General features: G+C 45.0%; 20 protein-coding genes and 1 pseudogene. 8 read left to right on the forward strand and 13 right to left on the reverse strand.

The window, feature by feature from the left end; translation table 11 throughout:
• Positions 1–65: 65 nt before the first annotated feature.
• Genes PAV_RS05840 through PAV_RS36815 form a run of 3 tightly spaced genes read right to left on the reverse strand, consistent with a single transcriptional unit; the run spans position 66 to position 1,676 of the window.
• Positions 66–938 (reverse strand): pentapeptide repeat-containing protein, encoded by an 873-nt coding sequence (locus PAV_RS05840; protein WP_005544294.1) that lies wholly within the window; start codon positions 936–938, stop codon positions 66–68.
• Positions 932–1,279, reverse strand: coding sequence for an AbrB family transcriptional regulator (locus PAV_RS37515; protein WP_051135052.1), 348 nt, complete (start codon positions 1,277–1,279; stop codon positions 932–934). The genes PAV_RS05840 and PAV_RS37515 overlap by 7 nt, the downstream gene beginning before the upstream one ends.
• Positions 1,280–1,334: 55 nt before the next feature.
• Positions 1,335–1,676 (reverse strand): AbrB family transcriptional regulator, encoded by a 342-nt coding sequence (locus tag PAV_RS36815; RefSeq protein ID WP_005544295.1) that lies wholly within the window; start codon positions 1,674–1,676, stop codon positions 1,335–1,337.
• A gap of 227 nt (positions 1,677–1,903) precedes the next feature.
• On the opposite strand from PAV_RS36815, the gene PAV_RS05850 reads away from it, so the two are divergent.
• From PAV_RS05850 to PAV_RS34490, 3 genes are all read left to right on the forward strand, one after another.
• Positions 1,904–2,086, forward strand: a complete 183-nt coding sequence (locus PAV_RS05850) for a hypothetical protein (protein ID WP_040735008.1) — start codon at positions 1,904–1,906, stop codon at positions 2,084–2,086.
• Between the two features lie 82 nt (positions 2,087–2,168).
• Positions 2,169–2,318, forward strand: coding sequence for a hypothetical protein (locus PAV_RS33215; RefSeq protein ID WP_005544296.1), 150 nt, complete (start codon positions 2,169–2,171; stop codon positions 2,316–2,318).
• Between the two features lie 530 nt (positions 2,319–2,848).
• Positions 2,849–2,995 carry a hypothetical protein gene (locus PAV_RS34490; RefSeq protein ID WP_005544299.1) on the forward strand — a complete coding sequence of 49 codons (147 nt, stop codon included), beginning with the start codon at positions 2,849–2,851 and terminating at the stop codon, positions 2,993–2,995.
• A 587-nt stretch (positions 2,996–3,582) separates the two neighbouring features.
• Here PAV_RS34490 and PAV_RS05860 read toward each other — a convergent pair.
• The 3 genes from PAV_RS05860 to PAV_RS05870 all read right to left on the reverse strand — a co-directional run bounded on the left by PAV_RS05860 (position 3,583) and on the right by PAV_RS05870 (position 6,676).
• Positions 3,583–4,497 (reverse strand): DMT family transporter, encoded by a 915-nt coding sequence (locus PAV_RS05860; protein WP_005544301.1) that lies wholly within the window; start codon positions 4,495–4,497, stop codon positions 3,583–3,585.
• A 100-nt stretch (positions 4,498–4,597) separates the two neighbouring features.
• On the reverse strand, positions 4,598–6,025 hold the full coding sequence (locus PAV_RS05865) for a PQQ-dependent sugar dehydrogenase (protein ID WP_005544302.1): 1,428 nt from the start codon (positions 6,023–6,025) through the stop codon (positions 4,598–4,600).
• A 204-nt stretch (positions 6,026–6,229) separates the two neighbouring features.
• A complete protein-coding gene (locus PAV_RS05870) occupies positions 6,230–6,676 on the reverse strand; it encodes a hypothetical protein (RefSeq protein ID WP_005544303.1) in 447 nt (148 codons plus the stop codon).
• A gap of 335 nt (positions 6,677–7,011) precedes the next feature.
• On the opposite strand from PAV_RS05870, the gene PAV_RS05875 reads away from it, so the two are divergent.
• Both PAV_RS05875 and PAV_RS05880 read left to right on the forward strand, forming a co-directional pair.
• Complete coding sequence (locus tag PAV_RS05875) at positions 7,012–8,286, forward strand: Kelch repeat-containing protein (protein WP_005544305.1); 1,275 nt, start codon at positions 7,012–7,014, stop codon at positions 8,284–8,286.
• 104 nt (positions 8,287–8,390) lie between these two features.
• Entirely contained in the window at positions 8,391–9,545 is a 1,155-nt protein-coding gene (locus PAV_RS05880; protein ID WP_005543483.1) for an IS4 family transposase, read from the forward strand.
• Between the two features lie 178 nt (positions 9,546–9,723).
• Here PAV_RS05880 and PAV_RS05885 read toward each other — a convergent pair.
• A pseudogene (locus PAV_RS05885) lies at positions 9,724–10,197 on the reverse strand (helix-turn-helix domain-containing protein); the annotation flags it as partial.
• Positions 10,198–10,640: 443 nt separating this feature from the next.
• Between PAV_RS05885 and PAV_RS35955 the strand changes: the two are divergent.
• The 3 genes from PAV_RS35955 to PAV_RS35965 are packed head-to-tail and all read left to right on the forward strand — an operon-like array spanning position 10,641 to position 12,057.
• Positions 10,641–11,024: a helix-turn-helix domain-containing protein gene (locus PAV_RS35955; RefSeq protein WP_005544310.1), complete on the forward strand. Its 384-nt coding sequence runs from the start codon at positions 10,641–10,643 to the stop codon at positions 11,022–11,024.
• A gap of 14 nt (positions 11,025–11,038) precedes the next feature.
• Complete coding sequence (locus PAV_RS35960) at positions 11,039–11,176, forward strand: helix-turn-helix domain-containing protein (protein WP_238555771.1); 138 nt, start codon at positions 11,039–11,041, stop codon at positions 11,174–11,176.
• The gene (locus tag PAV_RS35965; RefSeq protein WP_238555748.1) at positions 11,140–12,057 is read left to right on the forward strand and encodes a hypothetical protein; all 918 of its coding nucleotides are present in this window, start codon (positions 11,140–11,142) and stop codon (positions 12,055–12,057) included. Before PAV_RS35960 ends, PAV_RS35965 begins: the two co-directional genes overlap by 37 nt.
• Before the next feature lie 139 nt (positions 12,058–12,196).
• Here PAV_RS35965 and PAV_RS05895 read toward each other — a convergent pair whose 3' ends face one another.
• The 6 genes from PAV_RS05895 to PAV_RS32200 all read right to left on the reverse strand — a co-directional run bounded on the left by PAV_RS05895 (position 12,197) and on the right by PAV_RS32200 (position 23,412).
• Positions 12,197–12,928 (reverse strand): endonuclease V, encoded by a 732-nt coding sequence (locus PAV_RS05895; protein WP_005544314.1) that lies wholly within the window; start codon positions 12,926–12,928, stop codon positions 12,197–12,199.
• On the reverse strand, positions 12,885–13,367 hold the full coding sequence (locus PAV_RS05900; protein ID WP_005544316.1) for a toxin-antitoxin system YwqK family antitoxin: 483 nt from the start codon (positions 13,365–13,367) through the stop codon (positions 12,885–12,887). Before PAV_RS05900 ends, PAV_RS05895 begins: the two co-directional genes overlap by 44 nt.
• A gap of 96 nt (positions 13,368–13,463) precedes the next feature.
• On the reverse strand, positions 13,464–16,163 hold the full coding sequence (locus PAV_RS05905) for an RHS repeat-associated core domain-containing protein (RefSeq protein ID WP_051135053.1): 2,700 nt from the start codon (positions 16,161–16,163) through the stop codon (positions 13,464–13,466).
• A gap of 109 nt (positions 16,164–16,272) precedes the next feature.
• Positions 16,273–19,083 carry an RHS repeat-associated core domain-containing protein gene (locus tag PAV_RS05910; RefSeq protein WP_005544320.1) on the reverse strand — a complete coding sequence of 937 codons (2,811 nt, stop codon included), beginning with the start codon at positions 19,081–19,083 and terminating at the stop codon, positions 16,273–16,275.
• Positions 19,084–19,098: 15 nt separating this feature from the next.
• Positions 19,099–22,377, reverse strand: a complete 3,279-nt coding sequence (locus tag PAV_RS05915) for a toxin TcdB middle/C-terminal domain-containing protein (RefSeq protein ID WP_157266585.1) — start codon at positions 22,375–22,377, stop codon at positions 19,099–19,101.
• Between the two features lie 129 nt (positions 22,378–22,506).
• A complete protein-coding gene (locus tag PAV_RS32200) occupies positions 22,507–23,412 on the reverse strand; it encodes a SpvB/TcaC N-terminal domain-containing protein (RefSeq protein ID WP_005544325.1) in 906 nt (301 codons plus the stop codon).
• Between the last annotated feature and the right edge of the window lie 42 nt (positions 23,413–23,454).

Below are 23,454 nucleotides of genomic sequence, written 5' to 3' on the forward strand. Positions count from 1 at the left end.
CTATACCAATATACGGAAGTCTAATATATTACGCATTATTTTCTACGCCAGCTTGCCTACTGCTGCTATGGTGTCCAATGTGCCGGGCGGAACAGCTCTCCAGGCAATTTAGTATGCGCATCCCCTTTCGCAGCGTTAATTTGCACCTGAGTCAGAAAAATACTGTCTCGCAAATCCGCACCGCAAAGATCAGCATCTCGCAAATCCGCTCCGATGAAGTCGGCTCCACGCAAATCCGCATGCTTCAAATCAGCAGCGATCAGATAAGCGCCTCGAAAGTTAGCCCCTTTGAGATCGGCTGCTGTTAATTTGGCTCCCATAAGATCAGCGCCGCGATAATTCTTTCGTTCTCCATTCGAACTGCCCTTTAGATTGTGGCGTACCTCCAGCCATACCAGTTCGCTAGTTTGCACTAACAGCATATTTACATTTGCGCGATGTGTAGGAACATCCAGCTTCAGAAGTTCATCTGCACGGAGCTCTGTCAGACGTATCGTCTCTGTCAGCGCCATGCTAAGCTCTTGACGAATAGAACGCACTGCCTCCCGCATAAGCGCTTCATGTAAATACCATAGCATTTCGTGGAGCTGATGCATAATCGGAAAGACGTTATACATCGTTTTCGCTCTCTCTGAGCCTTCCCGCCAATCGATTCCCTCAAACGTAATCTGCGACACCTTCTGTCCTGCGCCGAAGCATTCAAACACGGTGCACCCTTTACATCCTCGTTCTCGTAAATTCGTGTGAATGCCGCAGCGATAATTAGCCTGTAAGTTCGAGCAAGGCACTCCCGCATCCTTGTTCATGGCAAAATCAACAGATGCAGCAAATGGGAGCGCAACACAGCAAAGCCCGAAGCAATTTTCGCAATCGGCGCGCAGGTCGTCCCAATGAATGTGGTGAAGGGTATGAGAATAATCTCGGTTTCCTTCTAGCAAGTAGAGCACCTCCGATGTGCTAGCAATCTGAGATGATTATAACGGAATGAATTGGTTCTATCTATTAAAAAAAATGTGTCCACGCTACAAATGATGATGTCTGCCTGTCTCTTTCTTAGCATGATGCGGAACAAGAATTGTAAGAGAGGAGGAACCGCAAAGGAAATAAACAGAGTACGGAATATCTGATAGCCTGATACCATCGAGAGGTCAGCCTGAATCTCATGTGCAATGATCCCCATCTGCTCCATGCCTCCGGGAGCGAGACTAAGCAGCGCCGTCGACTCGGATACAGATTGCAGTGCCGCTAGCAACACACTTAATGCGAGAGCACCAACCACCAGCGTGAGTCCGCTGGCAATCGCAAGGCCAATCGTTCCTCAACTTGTTCGTCATCTAACCTGGTTTTAGCGTCATCCCTACATAAGTGCCGATGAGAAGCTGAGCCATATGAATCACAGAAGGAGGAAGAGGAACTCCGTCGACTCCGAATCGTTGAACAAGGGCAATGCCGGTTGCAGGGCCTAATAAATAAGCTGTCGGCAATTTGATTTTGGTGCCGATACGCGCACATGCAATACTGATCGCAGCGAACAATATCAGTTTCAGGAGCATTTCGCTTGTATAGGCTGCTGTCGCTACTTGTTGGGAAGTTTCGAGTGAGTGTGTTGTTGATCCACTCATATTGCCGAATAATGGGTTCAAAAGAAACAAGGGAGTAGCTGTAATAATCGTCATTAGACCTATGGGGAAATGCATCTTTCATACGCGAAGGCAGCACGACTCCGGAAGGAACCCATGCTCTATCGATCAATCAGCTGGCGGCTGCGTATTTTGGTAACGTAGAGCAAGCAGCGATGGCAAAATGAATCGAGTCTCTTGAATAGGAAAAATAAAGAAAGCCAACTCATATTCGGCAACACGACCATCACCTGCAGCTGCGTAAGCGGCATAAGAGTTATGTGTTGGCTGCAGCTAGAACGCCTACGATCAGAACGGTGAACGATGTAAATGATAATGGTGGCCATGTGACAGTAAATCTGGCGAAAGCTTTATCTGACCTACAAAAAACGGTGAACGAACTGAGTGATATGATTCGCGCGCTCGGTCACATCGTCCAGCAACAAAATCAAGCTGCAGCTTCATGATCTGAAGTCGAGTCAAATAGATCCGGATAAGTTCGATCATGGGCTAATTTATCATTACCCTGAAAAGTAAGAAGATGAGAACATGATATTAAACAATGTGCAGAAAGAGACAATCCGCCAGATGGATGTAGGAGATAACGTGACGTTCGGCGGAGTAGCAACGGGTACGGATGATCGGTACGAAGTACATAGAGTGACCGAAGGAGAATATAGAGTTGGGAAGCACTCATGATTTGCTTGAAGATGGATTATGTATCATCGACCGAAGAAGAAAATCCCCGCTCAAGGCTGAATTTGCCCGAATACGGCGTTCGAGAGGCTAGACTATTTCACAAAATCCGGGATTATGTGCACAGTCTTTACAAATTGTCTGAATTCGTACAATATGGTCAGTCCTTTTTTTGAAAATATTTTTAATTGAAGAAAATATTTTATCAAAGAAGTTACTTAGATATTTTTTGACTAGAAAACCTACCAGAGCAAAGAATAGTGAAATACCTATTATAAAAACAAATAGTTTTAGTCCTATTTCTATAAATTCCATTTAGATACAGCACCTCCTTTTCTTTTATGATTATATACTTGTTGGACTAGTTAACACACACAAATCGCTGAAATGGAATCGTGTTGAAGGCGCATTTGAAGCGAAAGGAATATAGTCATTTCCAAAAGTCTATTTACAATTTATTTCAATTAATTGAAAAATATACTGGTAAATATGTATATAGTATGGTGAAGTGAAAAAAGGAGGATGATAGTCCAATGGTAAGAAAATCTATTAGTTTATGTATCGCTCTATGTCTTTCTATCGCTCTAATTTTTGGTGGACAGGCGAGCGCAAGTGGAGCATTATCAACGGACACAATTGTAACTGAAGAGAATGTAAACCAAGTTATTGAATATGATTAGATCCTAGAGATCTGAAAAAAGCTGATGCTGTTGCTTTTTCAGATGATTCCGTTACTGTTACTGTCGGGGAATTGGAACAAGCTCTTAATCAATTAAAACAACTTCCTAAAGAAGTTACATCAACAGAAAGTCTTTACACAGAATTTGCTGACGGAATAACAACAAACAGCTATAGCTGCTCAAGTCCTGAAAGACTTGCTTGCCGTGCAAGATATGAATGACAACTTGCTGCGTCAGCTTGTCTTTTCTGATAATAGGAAGGTTCCATCTCAACTCTCTCCTATGAATACAGGACAAGGTGAACATATTGTCATCGTACTGAATACATCAAAAAACACAAATATCGGCACCTGCGCCTGAATCATTCGAGAATCAACCACATCATTAGCAGCAGTAACTTCGATGCTGCTATTACCGTTCAAACAGGTGGAATGCCCATCGTGTTAGGCGATGTGAAGGATGAGGTCATGTCTACCATGGCACTTATGCTTGCAATATCCGTAGTGCTTATGATAATCGTGCTGTTCCTAGTCTCCCCAGTTCGCCGTCGCGTCATGTCGCTTATGGTACATACTAATCGTAGGAATCTATGCCCTGATTTCCTCACTAGCTACTTGCGGCACGACTGAATTTCGCTGCTGTAATAAGAAGACCGCAAGTCCAGTCAAAATGAGTGCAATCCCAATGCCTTGCTGGAGTGTGATGCCCTCATCCAATATAAAATAAGCAAGGATGCATGTTCCGACCGTCTCTCCTAAAATGCTCATCGAAATGACGGACGTACTAAGCCATTTCAGCAGCCAGTTGAATATCGTTTGACCTAATATCGTTGCAATGAAGGCGAGTCCAAAAAAGGACCACCATGTTGGAGCGGAATAATCGAAGAAGGATGCTTGCTGACTCAAGGAAAAGAAACTTAACAAAAGCGCACTGCTTGCATAACCAATGATGGAGTAAGGGATGAGTGACAGCTGTTTGCGAACATGCTGCCCAATAAAAAAGTAAGCCGTAATTACACCCGCCGCAATAAAAGCAAGAATATCGCCGAATAGCGCTTGTCCACTAATTTGGAAGTCCTGCCATCCGATGACCAAGCTGCCCGCAATAGCCACCAGACAGCCAAGAATAGCCCCTGTTCGAAAGCGTTCCTTAAATAAAAAGTAGCCTCCAGCCATAGAAAACAGCGGCTGCAGTGTTACGATAACTGTCGAGCTTGCGACCGACGTGTAATTCAAAGACTCAAACCACAACACATAATGCGCGGCTAGAAATAAGCCCGACAGCATTCCAAATCCCCATTGCTTCTTCGATAGTGAACGCAATTCTCTCCTATTCTCTTTGTTCACGAGAAGAAACGGCAGCAGCATAATCGCTGCAAAAAACATCCGATAAAACGCTATAATACCCGCAGGCGCATCGGCTAACTTCACAAAAATCGCAGAAGTCGATAAAGCAAGTACGCCAAGAAATAATGTCGCATAAGACATAAGCGGTGATTTCAATGCTGCTCCCCCTAAACAATGTTGATCAACCATACAAAAGTTCTTGTCACATGTAAGTATAATGAGAAGGGCGCATAAAAAATAGTAGGGAGAAACTGAACTATGGAACAATTTCGAAAACAGTGCCTTGGTTAACGTCGGTTACTTTTGTAGAGCCATAAACCCCTAGATATAACCTGGATTGACTCAGATTCGTGCCTAAACTTACATAATAAGCGGATTGAGACCCAAAATCATAATCGGTTTCAATAACACGAAAATCACTTAGTTTGCAATCCGTTCTAGCCCTGGTATAAGCTAAAACCCCTTTAATTGGAGGGGGAGATCCTTCATTCCTGGCAAGATCGGTAAACACAACGCTTCCCGTTAAACCGGGAATTTCATTTCCCAAATATGCCTGGACTCCAGTAAGTGCAGTTCCTCCAAACTTATCGGTTCGGGGATCCTTATGAAAATAACTAATTAGAGGCGGAAGACGCCGCACTGAAGTTGTTATTGCTTCATCATAATAAGAAATTGTTTTCTCATCCAAAGCCGGATCTGCAGAACAGCCTGTTAGAAGCGAAGTAGGAAAAGCGCCTTCCCACCCTCTCCAGCCAAAATTAATAAATCCTTCTTGATCAAGTACAGAATTCGCTAAAGAAGCTTGAACAAGCTGAGTAACCGGTATTGGTTTATAGTGAATGAATGAAAAAATCGACTCTACGAGATCCTGTCCGACATTTCCTACGTATTTGATATACTGATTATGATAAAGCCTTTGAAAAGAAATGCCCGGTATATTGCGGCCTCCTTTGGCCATTACCGTAAGCGTTTCTTGAATAGATGCGGGTAGCTCATTAAAACGTGTAACGACGGGCGGATTATCGATAAATGTAGGTTTGGCGACATCGATTTCAATGATTTTTCCCGCGATTTCCATATTATTTTGGCTTAAATGAAATGGATCATAGCCTGATCCGCCATCTCCGGTTGTCAGAACAAGTTTTCCTGTTTCAGGGGAAAAGTTTAAGCTATTGACGCCGTTATGATTTAAAAAGGGTCTTCTTATATTCAGTAATGTCCGGCGTCTTTGAGGTTCATCATTCGAATGTAGAATCCATTCTTCAACTGTATCTATATGATCATATTGAGTTTCTCTATTAAGCCACTTCAAGTGTAAGGTTTTAGAATCACACGGGTTCGGCTTAAAAGATTCAAAAGAACCTGGAAGAGCACCTGAACCTTGGGTTCCAGCTACTGAATAATGGAGATAAAACAGGCCATTGTAATAAAATTCGGGATGAAATGCCAGCCCTATCAACCCCCGTTCATCATACCCGCCACTAGAGGCACCTAATTTTAGGATTCGTGAGCGAATATCTAAAAAAGTCCTTACCTCCCCGTTTCCTATGTAAAAAATCTCTCCTACCTGGGTTGCAATAAATAATCTTTCCATTGAGTCACCCGGAAGTATAGCCGTTTTCAAAACAGTGGGCATATTCAACTTACTTACAATGGGGCGTAAACGAACCTTAACTTTTTCCAAATAACTGTACCCTCCTTCTTATTATTTTCTTTTATAAGAATATGATTATAACGGTTCTATTAGTATCAAATTAGAGCAGCCTCCGATCGAAATACATCTTGCATGGTAAAACCAATATGTCGAGGATTTTTTTACACCAAAAGAAAAGTCCCGATGAATAAATCATTCATCGGGACAAACGAGTCGATATTTTTGATGTTGCAATTAGTTTCTTTTGTAGACTTCTAAAATATAATCATAAAATCTACTGGAATTGTTCTCTACACGAATAAAATATTCATGGTCTTTAGTCAACTTTTCACTAAATTTCAATTCGTTGCGCGAGTCCACTTCTCCGCTCGTAATCTTCTTTCTATTGGCATCATACAGGGTTACTTTTGCTCCCTCAACAGGAAGCTCAATGTTAGCAGCGCCAAAGTCAAATGTAAAGAATGCAGTCTCGGGAGCCTTAAACTTAAAATAGTCGTACTCGTCATCACGGGATGCTTTACCGTTAATCATGGTATGGGTTTTTAGAGGGAATTCATTAGCACGCTTAAACGCATCGTTATTTTCAATCTCATTAAAAAAATCGATCGCTGCAAACGCTGGCGTGGACATGCCAGCTACCATAGTAAGCCCCAAAATACCTGCTATGATCTGTTTTTTCATAAATTAATAACCTCCAAAAATAGTATGAAGCGCAAGGAATCTGAGGTGTCGTTCTACCTATCATTTTATGATTCAATTAGGCAGCCAACTAGGGCAGCATTATGACATGATTCACTGAACATTTTTACTTTTTTGATTTTTCACTGGAACCTAGGTTTAAGCATGATGTCCGCATAAGGCACTTCCAATGGAATGAATCACCTTATCAGTAAGGTTCCCACTTTTTTAGTATATAACAAACATTTATTTACATATTTTCATATATACATATATATAGACAATCATATTCCAATTTCATATAATCGTTATACAGACTGAATTTAAAGGAGAAGATCATGAAAAAACCTATCTTATCGGCTCTATTGTCGCTACTTTTACTGCTATGTTTCATTCCAAGCGCATACGCCTCCACTGGCGTGGAAAAATGGGAACAAAAAAATGATTTCCCGGTAAACAGAAGCTATCCTCATGTAGCTGTAGCCAATCAGACCATATATGTAATCGGGGGTTCTTCCTCTGGATATACCGGTTTTGCCAGAAATGTATATGCCTATGATCCTACTAATGACTCATGGATCGAAAAAGCTCCCATGCCGACAGCGAGATACGGAGCAGCAATAGCTGTCGTGAATGATATCATTTACGTAATCGGGGGCAAAGATGCATACGGGTACACCGAAGTAGTTCAAGCGTATGACCCTAAAGAGGACAAGTGGTCATACAAAAAAAGTTTGCCCGAAACGAGAAGTTACACTTCAGGGATTGCAATCAATAATAAAATTTATGTAATAGGTGGATATACTCCATCAGGTTCAAACTCCAACACCGTGTATGAATACAATCCGGAAACCAACAGTTGGGCTACGAAGGCGAAAATGCCTTCTTCTAGATCCGGTATTGGCCTCACTATATTAAACGGAAAAATTTATGCAATCGGTGGGGAAAATTCAGCTAATTCAAACTCCCAAAGTAAAGTTGAAATCTACGATCCACAAACAGATACCTGGGAAAATGGAGTTCCTTATCCGGAAACCGCCATATATATTGGGACGACAGAGCTTAACGGAAAGATCTATGGGATCGGAGGCGGCAAACCTGAAGGTAATACAAAAATAAACTCTGTCTATGAATTTGACCCGGCAAAAAATGAATGGACAAAAAAATTAGATATGCCTACTACAAGAAGAGCAGGTGTAGTATCCTTTAATAATGCGATTTTTGCAATAGCCGGCGAAACGACTACTTCTATTAATAAAGTTGAAGTTTATTATCCTGGTACCAGTGAAGAACCGACAGAACCGACAGAACCGACAGAACCGACAGAGCCGACTAATCCAGAACAACCTAAAGGTAATCGTGCCATCCTCACGGTTACAATGACGACAGGGCTGGAAAAAGAATTCGATCTTTCGATGGAAGAAGTCAATTCCTTCATCTCGTGGTATGAAAACAGAAACGCGGGAGTAGGTACAACATCTTATGCCATCAATAAACATAACAACAATAAAGGCCCTTTTACCAGCCGTAAAGACTATGTAATTTACGATAAAATTTTAACGTTTGATGTCAATAGCGTTGCATTAAATTTCAGACCTAATTACAAATTCTAAATTGTACTAAAATGTTAAATTATCGACGTCCATTCAAAGAGAAAATCTCCATAATTAGGGGAGCAGGTAGTCCTGTCCAAATCCCTAATCATAGGAGATCGTACATGGACAAGGATACACTACTTTCATCATTTGGTAAATGGGTCGCACCACTAAATGCACAAATCATTTCAGATTGGACGGATAAAACCGGCGAAGATAAGTACGTTAAAAAGCTGCATTCACTGGCCTATCTCTTGATCTTTATGGATGCACAGCTGCAGCAGCGAGACTGTTTACGAACTATCGTTACTGAATTGCAGTGTAACGAAGCGTTCCAGAAAGAACTTGGAATTACGTCCATAAGCACCTCACAGCTATCAAGGAAAAACAACAAGCTTTCCAGTGAGGTTTTGCAAAGCATATTTGCGGATCTGGTCTTGAAAATCAGCGAGCACAGCCGTCCTGCTTCAGGGCGAATCGGCACAGTAAAATTGCTAGATTCCACGACGATGAGCCTATGTTTAAGTAAATACAAATGGGCAACGTACCGAAAAACAAAATCCGGTGTCAAACTTCATTTGCGAGTAACCTTTTGCGATCCGGACACGGTTTATCCAGAAAAGGCAGTGCTTACACCTGCGAAGCCTGCGGATCGTACTCAAATGGATGCTCTTATTGATGAAACCGGAGCCACCTATGTGTTCGATCGCGGCTATGTCGATTACAAGAAGTATGATCATTACTGCAGGGAAGGCATTTTTTTCGTAACTCGTTTGAAGAACAACGCGGTCGTGGAGACGCTCTCCGAATTTCCAGTAGCCGAAAACTCCTTGATCCATCGGGATCAAATGGTTCGAATCGGTAAAGGAAAGAAACAGATGGAAGAGGCATTGCGACTTGTAGAAACGACCGATTTAAAGGGTAAGCTGATCCGCATCATTAGCAATCGCTTTGATTTAACAGCAGAAGAGATCAGTGAGCTGTATCGCAATCGTTGGAAGATAGAAACATTCTTCCGTTGGGTTAAACAGCATCTGAAGCTGACGCGTTTCTATGGAGAGCAAGAGAACGCGGTATGGAATCAGATCCTCATTTGTTTGATCGCATATAGCCTTCAGCTCTTGATGAAAATGGAGCTTGGTACAACGAAGAGCTTATTAGATCTACATCGACTACTTATCTCAATGCTGTATCAGCCCTGGGAAACGTTCAGAGAAGCTGTTTTTCGGAAGCCTGCTCGCACTTCCAAAGGTCGGCAGAAAGTCGTAAAGACCTAAGATTCAGGAAAATAGTTCCTTGAAATGATAGATATTACCAAATGGGCGCGGCTACTTGCTTTCATAGAACCCTTAACTTTTTGGCTTATATGAAAGCAAGAAAACTGTAAATTATTTTATCTGCAACAATATCTTTCCTTTAATATTTGCAGTGGGATTCTTTTATGCAACGCTATTGTTTGGCAATGTAAGGCATGATTCCATGGGCGCGTGAGTAATTGACAATGAGGTTGAACAATGATAATTGAGTGGGGGCATGATCTATGGAGTCTACAGTGTGATACAACTTCTCTACTGCATCCAGGCTGTCTTCATTGGGCGCTTCAAGAAACTTGGCGGCAATTTTCGGTATGAGCGAAGGATGCTCGAGTGTTGTCAATTCATTCTGTAAAATAGTGTATATGACTTCCGATTTATGTCCGATCTCGATGTACTGTTCTACGATGGCGTCATGGGGAATGTCCAATACCGCAGCGATCGACAGGATAGATTGAAAATCAGGGCGCTTGACCTCGCTGTTTTCAATTCTCGACAGGCTGCCTTTATCTATGCCGACCGCTTCTTGCAGCTTAGACAGACTCAATTCCTTCTTCTGCCGATAGTACTGTATTAGCTCCCCCAACCTCTGTGGCTTCGCAGCAACGGTACTCACAGCCTCACCTTCCTTTGGGATTGCATATATTTGATTATCGATAGATTACCATAAAATTTGATTATTGTAAACACTATCCAACAAATAAACCCAAATTTCGTTAATCTCCTTCCTTTTCGATACCTCTATCTTATATCTTTCTTAGCTCCCCCTCGCAAAATAATATCTCTTAACCTTCCATTAACCGCATTAAGCCGACCTTTACAAACATTTTAAAAACCATACATATTTTCATCTATTAATGAAATTATGTATCGTTTTTCATTACAAAATTACGTTACTTTCTAATTGGAATATAAATTGTGAGAAGGAGAAAAATAATAAAGATTTTCATTAAGAAGACAAACATTAGAAAGATATGTTTAGGGGAAATTCGTAAATCCATAGCACCAGACAAAGGATTTGCACTTTAACCATTTATCGCTTTTCGAGGGGGAGACTAAATGGATAAATTCACCGCCCACTTAATTCAAAATCATTCAATTATTCGAAAAATCCAAATATTAGAATCCTTAATAGACAGCGAAGGTATCGTGTCTTCAAGTTCTTTAGCCCGTAAGCTGCAATGTACAAGCAGAACGATTATAAGTGACATTTCTCAATTAAAACAAACTCTTCCAAATAATTGGGACATAATAAGCATTAATTCCAAAGGTTACGTTCTAAAAAAAGATCCTTTAGATCATCTTTCCACTATTATAGCTACTTATCTAATAAACAGTGAGCTTTACAACATTTTAATGGGAATATTCAATCAGAAGTATTATAGCCTGGAAAAATGGTCTCAAATATTGTACTTAGATAAATTAACATTGAAGAAAAATTAAATAATTTCAGAAAAATACTTAGACATTTTAATCTTGATTTTAATTTCAGAACAACGATTCAAATAATTGGAAAGGAACTGAATATTAGATACTTCTATATGGTTCTTTTTTTAACGTGCAAAAGTATAAACAAATTTTTAAACCGGAGCTAGACTTGCAACAAAAAATTGAGAACTATATTCGTTTTTATAAAATTGAGATCGATTATAATCTATTAACCATACTCATCAATGTGTCTGTAAATCGAAATATATATAAACATTTTATTTCCAAAAGTTTTAATATGGACTACATATTTAGCTCTCAAAAGTTAGATTGCACCTATGCCATTGTCTCTGCGATTGAAAATTTCTATAAGGTCAGCTTCCAGCAAAATGAACTTAAGTTTTTTACACTATTTTTTTTCCTCATCTCCGAGGGGGATGATAATGAAAAAAGTAAAATCAAGAATTACTATCGTGGATCCTGTAAACAACTTTACGATAAGCACCTTGCTTTAATTGACATGATTTCAAGTGAAGTAAATATGAATGCCAAAGTAATAGAAGAAATAAGACATAACATCCATTTTTCTTTCCACAAGATCTATATATTTAAAAATCTCAATTTACCGTTAGAATACTTTTGGGGTAAATTTAAGACAATTCCTCTTGAATTAATAGAGGGCTACAACATCATTCACCCTCTTATTATCACGTGGAATAAAGAAATAAATGAAAATAGATTATCTGAAGATGAGAGCTACCACATCACGTTTCAAATTTTATCTATTCTCCTGTCAAATTATAAAAAAAAGGTTTTACTGCTGTTATCCGGACCAACCAATTGGAAAAAATTCATCTATCACAAATTAAATAATGAATTAGGAAACGTTCTAAACCTTCAAACCGAACCAAGCAATACGGTCAAATTCGATTTCATTATAACCAATTACAAAATCAATAAAACTCAAATTCCTGTCATTTGGATTCCAGATAAACTTATCCTGAAAGATTTAAAGTCTATTAAACAACTGCTTAGTCTATCCTTATAAAAACGGGGGTATCAACAATAACAATACCGTGCTCCATTCGTACTTGCAGAGATTTCGTTCGGTCCAATAAATAAGCATCAGCAGCCGACTCATTCAGCTCTGATGCTTTTTACATTTTATGCGCCCGGCAGGCTTGGCCCTATAAGCTTTTGTGCTCTCTCATGAAGACTTCTCTCATTTTCCTGGTTTCAATATCTGCCAATCTTATTGGTATCGGTTGTCTGCTCTCTTGGTTAATACAATTCAGCACAATATCTGTAGCCGTATCTATGTCTATCCAATTCCCGCAAGAAATGAAAATGGGTTTTACTCCTTTATGTGGTCTCAATGTTCTGCCATAGACTGTACTATGAATAATAATGTCTGTAAAAGCTCTATCCTCATCTAAAGGCATATGGTACTCAACATTTTCGATCTTTAAGTAGCTTTTGGCCACGCCAATCGTTGGTTTATGTAAATAAAAAGAAGCGTGTGTGGCGATACCCATATTTCTGTAGTGCAAAAAGCCATTGCCATCGAACATTATTATGTCTGGTTCAATTTCTAGTAATTTATAGGTTTCAAGAATCAAAGGCAATTCTCTAAAAGAAAGATACCCGGCAATATAGGGCACCGTTATTTCACCTGATAAATATTTTGTTTCGACAATTTGGTGACTTTCATAATCAATGGTTACGATACAGCACACGGCATAAGTTTCATTATTGTTTTCCCAATATGCTAAATCAATGCCTGAAATGAACTTGATTTTATTCTTATCAAAACCATTTTCAAGCTTTATCCCTTTTTTTAATTTATTTTGTTCTTTTTCAAAATTGGCAAGATATTCACAATAGTTCGGATTTTGTCCATCTTTTTTCATCTTCATCATATTTTTCTATCATTCCTTTTTCGAAATCAGACAGTTCCATTTTTTCTTTGATTAACTTTCCACTTTCATCCCATTCTTTATAGGTTAAGTCAAAACCATATTTACTGTCTGCTACGGACATAACATTTCCATTTTCATGCCAACAAACTGTTTTTCCATGTGTTGTTCCTCTATACATATTTGAGACGCTTTTTATTTTACCGCTTTCATAAAAATGTACCGAGATACCATTCATAATGCCATTTTTATAGTAAGTATAGTATTCTAAATTTCCATTTTCAAATTTTTCATACACAATTCCAGTAATAGGTTGGCCCCCCTCTTCAATAGGGGCGCTACAAACATATTGTCCCCATTCTCCGGAAAAACAAACATCTCCTGCAAATTCAATTCCTTCTTCCAAAACCTTTTCGATTGGCAAAATGTTATAGTTATCCATATACTATCTGTCCTTTCTCATCCTCTTCAGACTTCGAACGATTCAAGAGGCAGACATACCACTCGTCATCACGAAGTGAGTATGCTGCCTCTCCTATTAAGCGGCCCTTTGCCATTCGCTGTTCGTGTTGTTGCTTTGGTTTGGCATCCATTTCCCAAATTTATTTGATACAACATTAAGGCCTTCCAGTATATATTCACAATGCGGACAAGTTATAAACGGCCTGATTTCTGCGGGTTTCGCTTTGGGCTCATTCACTCTATTCACATAAATAATGATATCTTCTGCTCCTGTTTCCGTATGATCCAGAAGTGCACGATTCGAAGCATATACCTCCGCATGCGAACCTGCTCCTCGCGTCATTTCTTCATATGACTTTCGAACATCTTCCGGCATATTCCGAATTCGTTCTTCTATTATAGGATGCATTTGTTCCGGCAATTTTCCTTCCGGGTGGTTAAATGCGGTATGAAGATTTTCCGTTTTCTTATTATATACAACCGCAATTGCCGGGCCAAGTTCCTTTCTTGAAAGTATAGGTTTATACTTCTTTTCAAATTCTATCGCAGTCTCGATCAGACGAGTTTCTATTGGTTCAAAGTTTTCTTTTATATTTTCCCATACCGTTCCGTCATTGTCCATTTTTATCGAAGAACGATTAAGTGTCATTGAAGAAAGATGGAGGTCTTCTTCCCCACTAGCAACAGGTTCAGACAAGCTTGTAGTGAAGGTATAAGGTAATTCCGGTTTCAAGCCTTTTTTTGATTTTTCCGGTTTTAAACCCTTATTATCAAGGAATGTAACGGGATTATTCCTGACCATGCGGTACATGTTTAATCCATCTACCGTTCCGGCCGGGTCCGGATTCAACCAGCGACCCAGCCATGGCATATAGTAGCGGTATCCGTAATAATACAGGCCTGTGGCATCCAACTCTTTGCCTGAATAGCGCATGGTCTTGTAGCTAGCCTCCACCTCTGACCGGGCTGTCCACAGGGCTGTCCCGCCATAGGGATAAAATTCTTCCTTACTAATGATCCGACCTTGCCCGTCGACTTCCAATAAAGAGGAGCTAAGATGATCGTTCAGGCTGTACCGGTACTGATCATTGGCGATGCCGCTCGGCTCGGTTCCATCCTCCCAGTGCAGCACCCTCACTTGTCCCGCTCCCTCATCCACGGTAATGACCTGCATTGCTTCCGTGACCAGGTCCCCGGTCTGGCGGATTCGCAGCTCCAGGCCCGGCAAATAGATGGTCGTATCCGTTTGCGTTGTGGTCTGTGTCTTGCGGGTAGACCGTTTCACGATGCGCATCCCTGAGCTATCATAGAGATAGCCTTCCCAGTCGTTATCTTCGTCTTCACGTACGACCATATGGACACGGCTTAATTGATTGCGCGTATCCCATTCCAATGGTCTCCCCGGGAATAAAGCTCTTTGATTGCCTGCCCTGTCAAAGGAAGCCGCGATATCTGGGTTGTCTTCCCCTTGCCGCCAAATCCCCCGGTTTGAACTTTTGTCCACATACACATTCGTTGTATATTGACTTGCCCCGTTATGGCTAAGCTTGATTAAATTGCCCGCCCGATCATAGCTGTATTTTTCAGCGTAATTGACGTATTGGCTATCGTCCAGGGGAATAGGCGTGATTAAGGGTGGAAGGGACGGCTGCTGACGAAGCGCGTCGGATTCCCGTCCCGAACTGGATACAAGCTGATACAAGGCATCGTAGACATACTGCCTTTTCGGAGCAACGACCTGATTGCGAAAATAACGAACCGGCTCCGCTTCATTGCAAATAGACAAGATATTGCCTACCGGATCATATTCATAACGATAATCCTGCAAGACTTCTCTTCCCCCGGAGGACAGCCCGCGGGAATCTTTTTTTCGGATTAACCGCTGCGTGCTGTCCTCGTAAGTATATTCCGTTATGATACCATTCCCGGCTTCGGCGGTTTGCACTTGGCCCGCCGCATTGTATTCGATCCGGTTCCAAATGCGTTGCTCCGCTTGGCCTTGCAGCGTGAGGCTGACAGTCTGTGGCTGGCCCGCGGCATTGTAAGTCAGTTGCTGGATATTCCCTTTGGCGTCGGTTTGGGCGAGCACCCTGTCCTGGGCGTCATACCGCCAGTTCGTCTCATATGATTCAGCCGCAAGCAAATGGGCCCAAGCGCTTTCATTATCCATACTCCAGTCGCCAGGTTGATCCATATTTTTTAACAGTTGACGATTTTGTTGCAGCGGTCTTCCTGCCAACGAGAAGCCGCCTGTCTGTATCCGGCCCGCGGTATCGTAGTGACGCACCAACTGTCCGCGCAAATTGTTGGCTTGGGCATCCGTTTCATTCTCGCCATAAATAAACCGATCCCGGCACTGAGGAACTTCCTTGCCTTCCTGCTGCTCGAATACGGCAGTTGGCCTGCCTAATCCATCATATTCGAGAGTCGTCTGTGTGCCGTTGGCATCGATAAGCCAGACTGGCCGCCCCTCGATATCAAAAAGCTCCGCCTTGCGGCCGGCATCCACGCTTTCCGAACGCAGCGCTTCGCCTCTCAGGGAAGCTATGGCTCTTAGATTCGGCGGGGTGCCGCTATCCTCCTGATACTGCGCGAACAGGCGGGGATCCATGCTGCTCTCAAGATTGCCTAACACCGTATACGTGTTCCGCAGGATATACTCATCTGCCAGATTTTCAGCCGCGATACGGTTATACTGAAGAGTGCGAATCTCCAGGTTCCGGTTATCTATTACCGAAATCGTAGGCGTGCCGCTATATATAGATTTTGTTTTCATTGGTTTAGCCTCCCAACAGAATTCAACATGAATGACGTTGAACCGGAGTGAATCACACTCCCCATTAGTTTCCATAGAACCAATGGGGAGCAATTTCATTGGAATCCTACTATCTCCTCATTGATAATCGGCGGAAAAAGTTCCCGATCCCTCGTTCTTTCGCTCCTGACGTGCTGCTTCCTCTAAGACTTGGCTGATACTGGCTCCATAGCCCAGGATTTTCTTGCCATGGAGCTTGATCTAGCCTTTCATTATTTCTATAGAAAATGACACGCCCTTCTAATCTGTCGCGATTCCGGTAAATATAGCGAAGTTCAGAAGCTGTGATTGACTGGCCGCCGCTCCCCTCTTTCGTAACCACCTGCTCGATATTTAGATTGTCAAGCACAAAATGTATTTTTGTTCTCTGATTTGTAGCGGCGATTTCTAGGCCGAGTTTGCTGCCTCGTTTCCACAGCAATTTTGGTGCCAAGCCAATTGCACTCCCTGTCTCCCACTCATGATATTGATCGCTTCCATATTTTTTCGCTACATCTTTAAAGATACCAGAGATATTAAATTTGGCATTTTCCTCTGCTAATTTGAAATAATCCGCCCACAAAGGAAAGTTCGCTTTCTCCGCATCCAGCTTTAAATTCTTTGGAACCTTAATTTTACTTGCATATTTTTTAGGTTCCTTCATAAGATTTCCAAGCGTTTTCAGAGGGTAGTTCTTCAGAACACTTGATACTACTTTATTGTTATATGCATCTATAATCACGGGATACTGCGTTTTTTCTTCGGTTGTACGTAGGTTCGCAAAATTTGAATCGAATATCTTTATATATCTTCCCCTTTCCCCGCTTAGTCCATAAAATAAATCGCCATTTTCGGTTCTATAATCCGCCTTGTTTATTGGCGCATTCCCATCCGGATCCATCAATCCTATAGGATTGTTCCTGACCATCCGGTACAGGTTTAATCCATCTACCGTTCCGGCCGGGTCCGGATTCAACCAGCGTCCCAGCCATGGCATATAGTAGCGGTATCCGTAATAATACAGGCCTGTGGCATCCAACTCTTTGCCTGAATAGCGCATGGTCTTGTAGCTTGCCTCCACCTCTGACCGGGCTGTCCACAGGGCTGTGCCGCCATAGGGATAAAATTCTTCCTTACTAATGATCTGACCTTGCCCGTCGACTTCCAATAAAGAGGAGCTAAGATGATCGTTCAGGCTGTACCGGTACTGATCATTGGCGATGCCGCCCGGCTCGGTTCCATCCTCCCAGTGCAGCACCCTCGCTTGTCCCGCCCCCTCATCCACGGTGATGACCTGCAATACTTCCGTGACCCGGTCCCCGGTCTGGCGGATGCGCAGCTCCAGGCCCGGCAAATAGAGGGTCGTATCCGTTTGCGTTGTTGTCTGTGTTTTGCGGGTAGACCGTTTTACGATGCGCATTCCTGAGCTGTCATAGAGATATCCTTCCCAGTCGTTATCGCCGCCTTCGCGCACGACCATATGGACTCGGCTTAACTGATTGCGCGCATCCCATTCCAGCGGTCTCCCCGGGAATAAAGCTTGTTGATTGCCTGCTCTGTCAAAGGAAGCCGCGATATCCGGTATATCTTCCCCTTGCCGCCAAATCCCCCGGTTTGAACTTTTGTCCACATACACATTCGTTATATATTGACTCGCCCCGTTATGACTAAGCTTGATTAAATTGCCCGCCCGATCATAGCTGTATTTCTCGGAGTAATTGACATATTGGCTATCGTCCAAAGGGATAGGCGTGATCAAGGCTGGAAGCGACGTCTGCTGACGAAGCGCGTCGGATTCCCGACCCGAGCTGGATACAAGCTGATATAGGGCATCGTAGGCATATTGCCTTTTCGGAGCGACGGCCTGATTGCGGAAATAACGAACCGACTCCGCTTCATTGCAGATAGACAGGATATTGCCCACCGGATCATACTCATAACGATAATCCTGCAAGACTTCTCTTTCCCCGGAGGACAGCTGGCGGGAATCTTTTTTTCGGATTAGCCGCTGCGTGCTCTCCTCGTAAGTATATTCCGTTATGACACCATTCCCGGCTTCTGCGAGCTGCACTTGACCCGCCGCGTTATACTCGATCCGGTTCCAGATCCGTTGCTCCGCTTGGCCTTGCAGCGTGAGGCCGACCGCCTGCGGCTGGCCAGCGTCATTATATGACAGTTGCTGGAGATTCCCTTTGGCGTCGGTTTGGGCGAGCACCCTGTCCTGCGCGTCATACCGCCAGCTCGTATCATAGGTTTCCCCAGCCAACAACGAGGCCCATGCACTTTCCTCTTCCATACTCCAGTCACCAGGATGATCCCAATTTTTCAGCAGTTGACGGCTTTGGTGCAGCGGCATTCCGGCCAACGAGAAGCTGTCTGTCTGTATCCGGCCTGCGGTATCGTAGTGGCGCACCAACTGCCCGCGCAAATTGTTGGCCTGGGCATCCGCTTCCTTCTCGCCATAAATCAACCGCTCCCGGCACCGGGGAGAATCCGTGCCTTCCTGTTGCTCGAATACGGCTGCCGGCCTGCCTAAGACATCATATTCGAGAGTCGTCTGCGTACCGTTGGCATCGATAAGCCAGACTGGCCGCCCCTCGATATCAAAAAGCTCCGCCTTGCGTCCGGCATCCGCGCTTTCCGTGCGCAGCGCTTCGCCTCTCAGGGAAGCCGCAGTTCTTAGATTCGGCGGTGTGCCGCTATCCTCCTGATACTGCGCGAAAAGACGGGGATCCATGCTGCTATCAAGATAGCCTGACGCTGTATACGTGTTCCGCAGGATATACTCATCTGACAGATCTTCAGCCGCGATACGGTTATACTGAAGAATGCGAATCTCCAGGTTCCGGTTATCCACAACCGAAATCGTAGGCGTCCCGCTATATATGGACGTTCTCTTCATAGGTTAACCTCCATCTCACCGCGCTGGGCAGAACAAATCATTTTCATCCTCATTCACTGTAAACCACGGATAAAAGTTATTTCTTCTCTCATATCCTTTGGCGTTGACCATCCTTATTTGGCGTGCCAGAGCATCATAGTAATAGATCGTTGCATACATCGAGCTGCTGACGGCCTCATCGCTCACATAATGCCAGTCAACATGATAAAAAGGCTGAAAGCTTCGGATTACGGCTCCGGTTCCGTCATAGTCCACCCGTTCCGCAACCGTCCATCGGGTATCTGCTCTTTTAGCAGTTTGTATCGTTCGCCCAAAGCCATCGCTAAACACGATGCTGGCCTGAATTTGCTGGGATGGGTCATCCGGGTAACGATCCGCTGCCAATATTACCGTATGAGGCGGCTTACGGTCCGCATCGCTTAGCAGCTTGGCCACAACAGGCTCCAATAGCCGTTGACGCGACCATGGCTCCCGGCCGCGGGCTCTTATCCTGCCGTCCGGCATAATCAAGCGATTGTTTATCAAGAACGACCATTGCTTTTCACTATCTGGAACCAGCGCTGACAGCTGCCCAAGAGTTATCGTTCCCATCCAGCTATGCGCATCATAAACACAGCAGGATGCAACCGGCAGGGGAGACGCCAAGGCAAGCGCCTGCTCCACTGTCTCCGGCGGCGAGAAGTCTGCCTCCGGGCGGAACCCCGTCTCTATCCCTTCCTCCGTGCCCCAGGTCCGGCTGTGTACGACCCGGCCGAGAGCATCCAGGGAGACCTGATTCACATTGTTATTCGCATCGGTAATCTGGATAGCCTCCACAAAGCGGTAATCATATGCAATCTGAATTTGATTGCCAAGCGCGTCTTCGATGGATGTCACCGCACAGAAATGATCATCCCATGTTAATACTTGTTCCCCGGTCAAAAGAGAGGCTTGTTGTCCCAGAATACGGAAAAAACTCTCTTCATCCGCATAACGGGTAAATCCTTGTTCCGCGACAAAAATGTCCGCTTCATCGCCGGAACCTAATATTCTTGCGCTTCGTTGATAGCCGGAAGAGGCAAGAAGTGAATTCAATTGGCTATCGCTGAGTAGGCCATCATAGGCTTGTAAACAGGCTTCATCAAGAACCGCGCTTCTGGTGTAGTGGACCAGGGCTCGCAAATCCGGTTCGCCCCCGCCCGCATAGATGATCTCGGACTGGCCGCCATAAGCCTGTTCCAGCGCCGGAGATCGTAACGTGCCATCCATCTCCAGCAGCTCGGCGCTTATTCCTTCGGCAGGCATGCTGTCAGCTGAATAAATGAAAGCATCCAAGCGTGTCTGATGGGGAATATTCAAGCGCCAGCCTTCAGGATCTGCAAGGTGGTACGCTTTTTGCCTTTGCCTGGTCAAGCGCAGCAGCATTTGCTGCGAATCATAACTGCTGCTCCAGCTCGTATCCGGCAGCGTGTGAGGGTACGGATTGTCCTCCGGCTGTGCCCGGCGCGGATATTGAATCGTTACACTCTGTGACGCCACGCCGTATTCGTCGAACCGTTGCTGTATCTGCTGTGAACACTGCGGATCAGAGGCGATTTGCTCATAGTTGTACGTAAGCTGCTCCAACTGCACGGGCAATGTTACACATTCCGAATTTGTGTTCCGCACCAAGCGCACTTGATAACGGAAGCTCTCCACCTGATAAGGAGGCAGCCCCGCAACATCTCCCGCAAAAATTTCAGAACGCAGGGGCATTCCTCGCAACGAGCGATACAGCCAATACTCTTGCCGCCCATTGGGGGAATCTAGCGCTACATCCTGGGCCGCTGCCGCATCGAATCGAGTAAGCCGGGCGGGTTTAACCTGAAAAGCGGCAGGGTCGCCTTGCCAATATTGCTGCACGGCACGCTCCTCATCCTGCTGTTGCCCGGTATGATACCAGGTCCGCGTCAGCACGGGCGGAGTGCTGACGCTCAGGGTTCCCTCGGAATCCCGCTCCTCTTCCCATGTGTCAATGCGGCCGAACCCGGCAAATTCCTTTTCGGTCCGGTCATACACGCCATGGCGGTAAGTATACTTCTGAATCCTGGCGCTGCCGCTGATTTCATCCACCGTGTGCATGTCCGATACCACGTTGATCGGGAATGGCACACCGCAGACAGTCGATGAGGCAGCCTGTTTCTCATCCAGCCAATACTGGGCGGAGCTTCGGTACAGGAACGAGCTGGAAGCGCCGAGATTGTTGCTGACGGTTTGCAATAAATACGGCTTCGCCGCAAAGAACTCTAATTTCCAACTGCGGGGGGCCATATAGGGCACATGCAGTACCAGACTGGCCGCCCCCAATCCGCGGATGTCAGCGGGGAGCAGCCGGCACAGATCATCAAACCGTACGCCGTCAGGCAGCGGAACCCGCAGCGGATCAGCAAATCCGTTGCCGGAAAGATTCCGGTAAATGAGAAGAGCGTCACGAGAAGCATAAATCATATCGGAAGCGCCAGATCCATCAAGGTCGGCAAGATATACGCGCTCAGGGTTGAATTCCCGCTCCGATGCCGTGAACCCGGGAAGGGCCAGCGGCGCCCCGAACGCGCCGTTCCCGAGATTAGGCCAGCAGGTAACGCCATCATGCCGGATGCGCACCAAATGAGACTGACCCGATCCCAGCATATCGCTGAATGCTACCAGTTCCTTTTTATCTACGCGTTCCACAGGCAAAGTAATGCCCGCTTGCTGCCACACTTCACATGCGCGCTTGAAGCCCGCTTCTTCTCCGGCATAAAACCGGACGCTCTTCGGTCCGATCATAACCAGATCGGTTAATCCTGATCCCGTTACATCGGCAAGCTGTGCCTGCGGATGGAAGAATTCCGTTGGCAGTGCCTGGAGCGGCACAAAACCGGACCAGCTCTTATCCGGATTCATGCTATATTGCCCCGCAACCCCGGGTTCTGCAAGCAACCATTCCAGATACCCGTCGCCATTCAGATCCACCAGCATCCCGTTCCGGGAGTTCGCGGGAATATGAGGCAGCGGCCGCCAGCTGTCATAGGCGATCCCATCCGGTGAATCGCCCCGGGCGGGAGAACGGTAATGCCAGTGGTCATTATCCTGATATAACAAGCCCGGTATGCCTTCTCCGTACAAATCGACCAACTGATAATGTTCTTTATCCGCCAATTCAGGCACAGGCAGAAAAGACTGCCAATCGGCCGTTGCCTCGATGTCAAATGAAGTATAATCGAATTCCAGCGGCGGCAGGCTCCGGATGGTCCCGTCTGCTTCATAAGCCAATTGCCGGACCGCGCTCAACATGGACGCCGCCGGGTTCTCGTCGTATTCCAACTGCATCCGCCACACCAGCGCCGGCTCCTCGCCAAGCTCCTTAAAGGCGTGGAACATCAAGACCTGGCGGCACAAGCGGCAAGTCCGGACCTCAAATCCTTAGTCATAGCGGGAAAAACGGTCCTGGCGCGCCAGCCACTCCCCTTGGGGCACGTATAGGGGAGGAACATCCGCTGACGTATCGTTCTCGCCATAATCCAGGATGGCGGTATACAGCCATTGGCCGTCCGCAGGGATTTCCCCCTTCCAGACATAGAGAGAAGGAGAGGCAACCTTATTTCCATAGCGAATCGATTTAAGATAGCGGTTCGCCCCATATTGATGATTGTCTTGCTCCAGATTCACGCCTTCATTGTCTTCTTCTTTGTATTGATAATAAATATGCTCTCCGAAGGGAGAGACGGACTCCTCCACTAACCATTCCGCGATCTTGGCGGAATCGTCAGGGGCGGCAATCCGCGCTTGATCAGTCTTGCCAAGACAGTGCAGCACCCCGTCGGCAGCATGAAGCAGCCAAAACGGCCTTGTTGCGCTTCCTGCTTGCGCTTCCCAGTATTCCAGCAAATGAAAGGCGCTCTCGATCCGGGGAAAATAGCGGGTAACCGTAAACGTCTCGCCTAACGTTATCCCCTGGGCAATATCGGTGCGGCGGGTAATGACCTCCCCTTGTTCGTTGCATTCCGGAACAAGCACTTCCCCATCCGGACCAAGGAACTGATCTTCGGCTGTATAATGGGGGATCCCGTTGCTTGTTCTGCGGCAAATGCGCATCACTCCCATCGCCCAACCCATTCCACAAACGCCGTTGCCGTTGCCGCTCGCATAGGACAGGCTTATATCAGGAGTAATAGAGCGGCCGGAGGTTACCGGCATCGGCACGTTACAACGTGCCATGCCGTCGGAGCCGGGAGCCGCGATGTTTTCTTCTATTCCTTTCATCGAACCGCCGCCCTTTGGCAGCGTTGGCGACAATAGCTTGATATCCGCATTGCTAGATTGTGGCATAATCCAATTCCTCCTTGGAGGGGCTTGTCAATACAAGCCCCG

Origin of the sequence: Paenibacillus alvei DSM 29, from assembly GCF_000293805.1 — a bacterium.
Classification (GTDB): Bacteria; Bacillota; Bacilli; order Paenibacillales; family Paenibacillaceae; genus Paenibacillus_B; species Paenibacillus_B alvei.

What these genes read in the sequence shown, in the direction of transcription:
- PAV_RS34490 (WP_005544299.1), top strand. Translation starts at nt 2,849, where the DNA reads ATGGTAAGAAAATCTATTAGTTTATGTATCGCTCTATGTCTTTCTATC.
- PAV_RS36815 (WP_005544295.1), bottom strand. Translation starts at nt 1,676, where the DNA reads ATGACGATTATTACAGCTACTCCCTTGTTTCTTTTGAACCCATTATTC.
- PAV_RS33215 (WP_005544296.1), top strand. Translation starts at nt 2,169, where the DNA reads ATGATATTAAACAATGTGCAGAAAGAGACAATCCGCCAGATGGATGTA.
- PAV_RS05915 (WP_157266585.1), bottom strand. Translation starts at nt 22,377, where the DNA reads ATGTTGAGCGCGGTCCGGCAATTGGCTTATGAAGCAGACGGGACCATC.
- PAV_RS35955 (WP_005544310.1), top strand. Translation starts at nt 10,641, where the DNA reads ATGGATAAATTCACCGCCCACTTAATTCAAAATCATTCAATTATTCGA.
- PAV_RS05905 (WP_051135053.1), bottom strand. Translation starts at nt 16,163, where the DNA reads ATGAAAACAAAATCTATATATAGCGGCACGCCTACGATTTCGGTAATA.
- PAV_RS05870 (WP_005544303.1), bottom strand. Translation starts at nt 6,676, where the DNA reads ATGAAAAAACAGATCATAGCAGGTATTTTGGGGCTTACTATGGTAGCT.
- PAV_RS05900 (WP_005544316.1), bottom strand. Translation starts at nt 13,367, where the DNA reads ATGGATAACTATAACATTTTGCCAATCGAAAAGGTTTTGGAAGAAGGA.
- PAV_RS05895 (WP_005544314.1), bottom strand. Translation starts at nt 12,928, where the DNA reads ATGATGAAGATGAAAAAAGATGGACAAAATCCGAACTATTGTGAATAT.
- PAV_RS05910 (WP_005544320.1), bottom strand. Translation starts at nt 19,083, where the DNA reads ATGAAGAGAACGTCCATATATAGCGGGACGCCTACGATTTCGGTTGTG.
- PAV_RS05880 (WP_005543483.1), top strand. Translation starts at nt 8,391, where the DNA reads ATGGACAAGGATACACTACTTTCATCATTTGGTAAATGGGTCGCACCA.
- PAV_RS05875 (WP_005544305.1), top strand. Translation starts at nt 7,012, where the DNA reads ATGAAAAAACCTATCTTATCGGCTCTATTGTCGCTACTTTTACTGCTA.
- PAV_RS32200 (WP_005544325.1), bottom strand. Translation starts at nt 23,412, where the DNA reads ATGCCACAATCTAGCAATGCGGATATCAAGCTATTGTCGCCAACGCTG.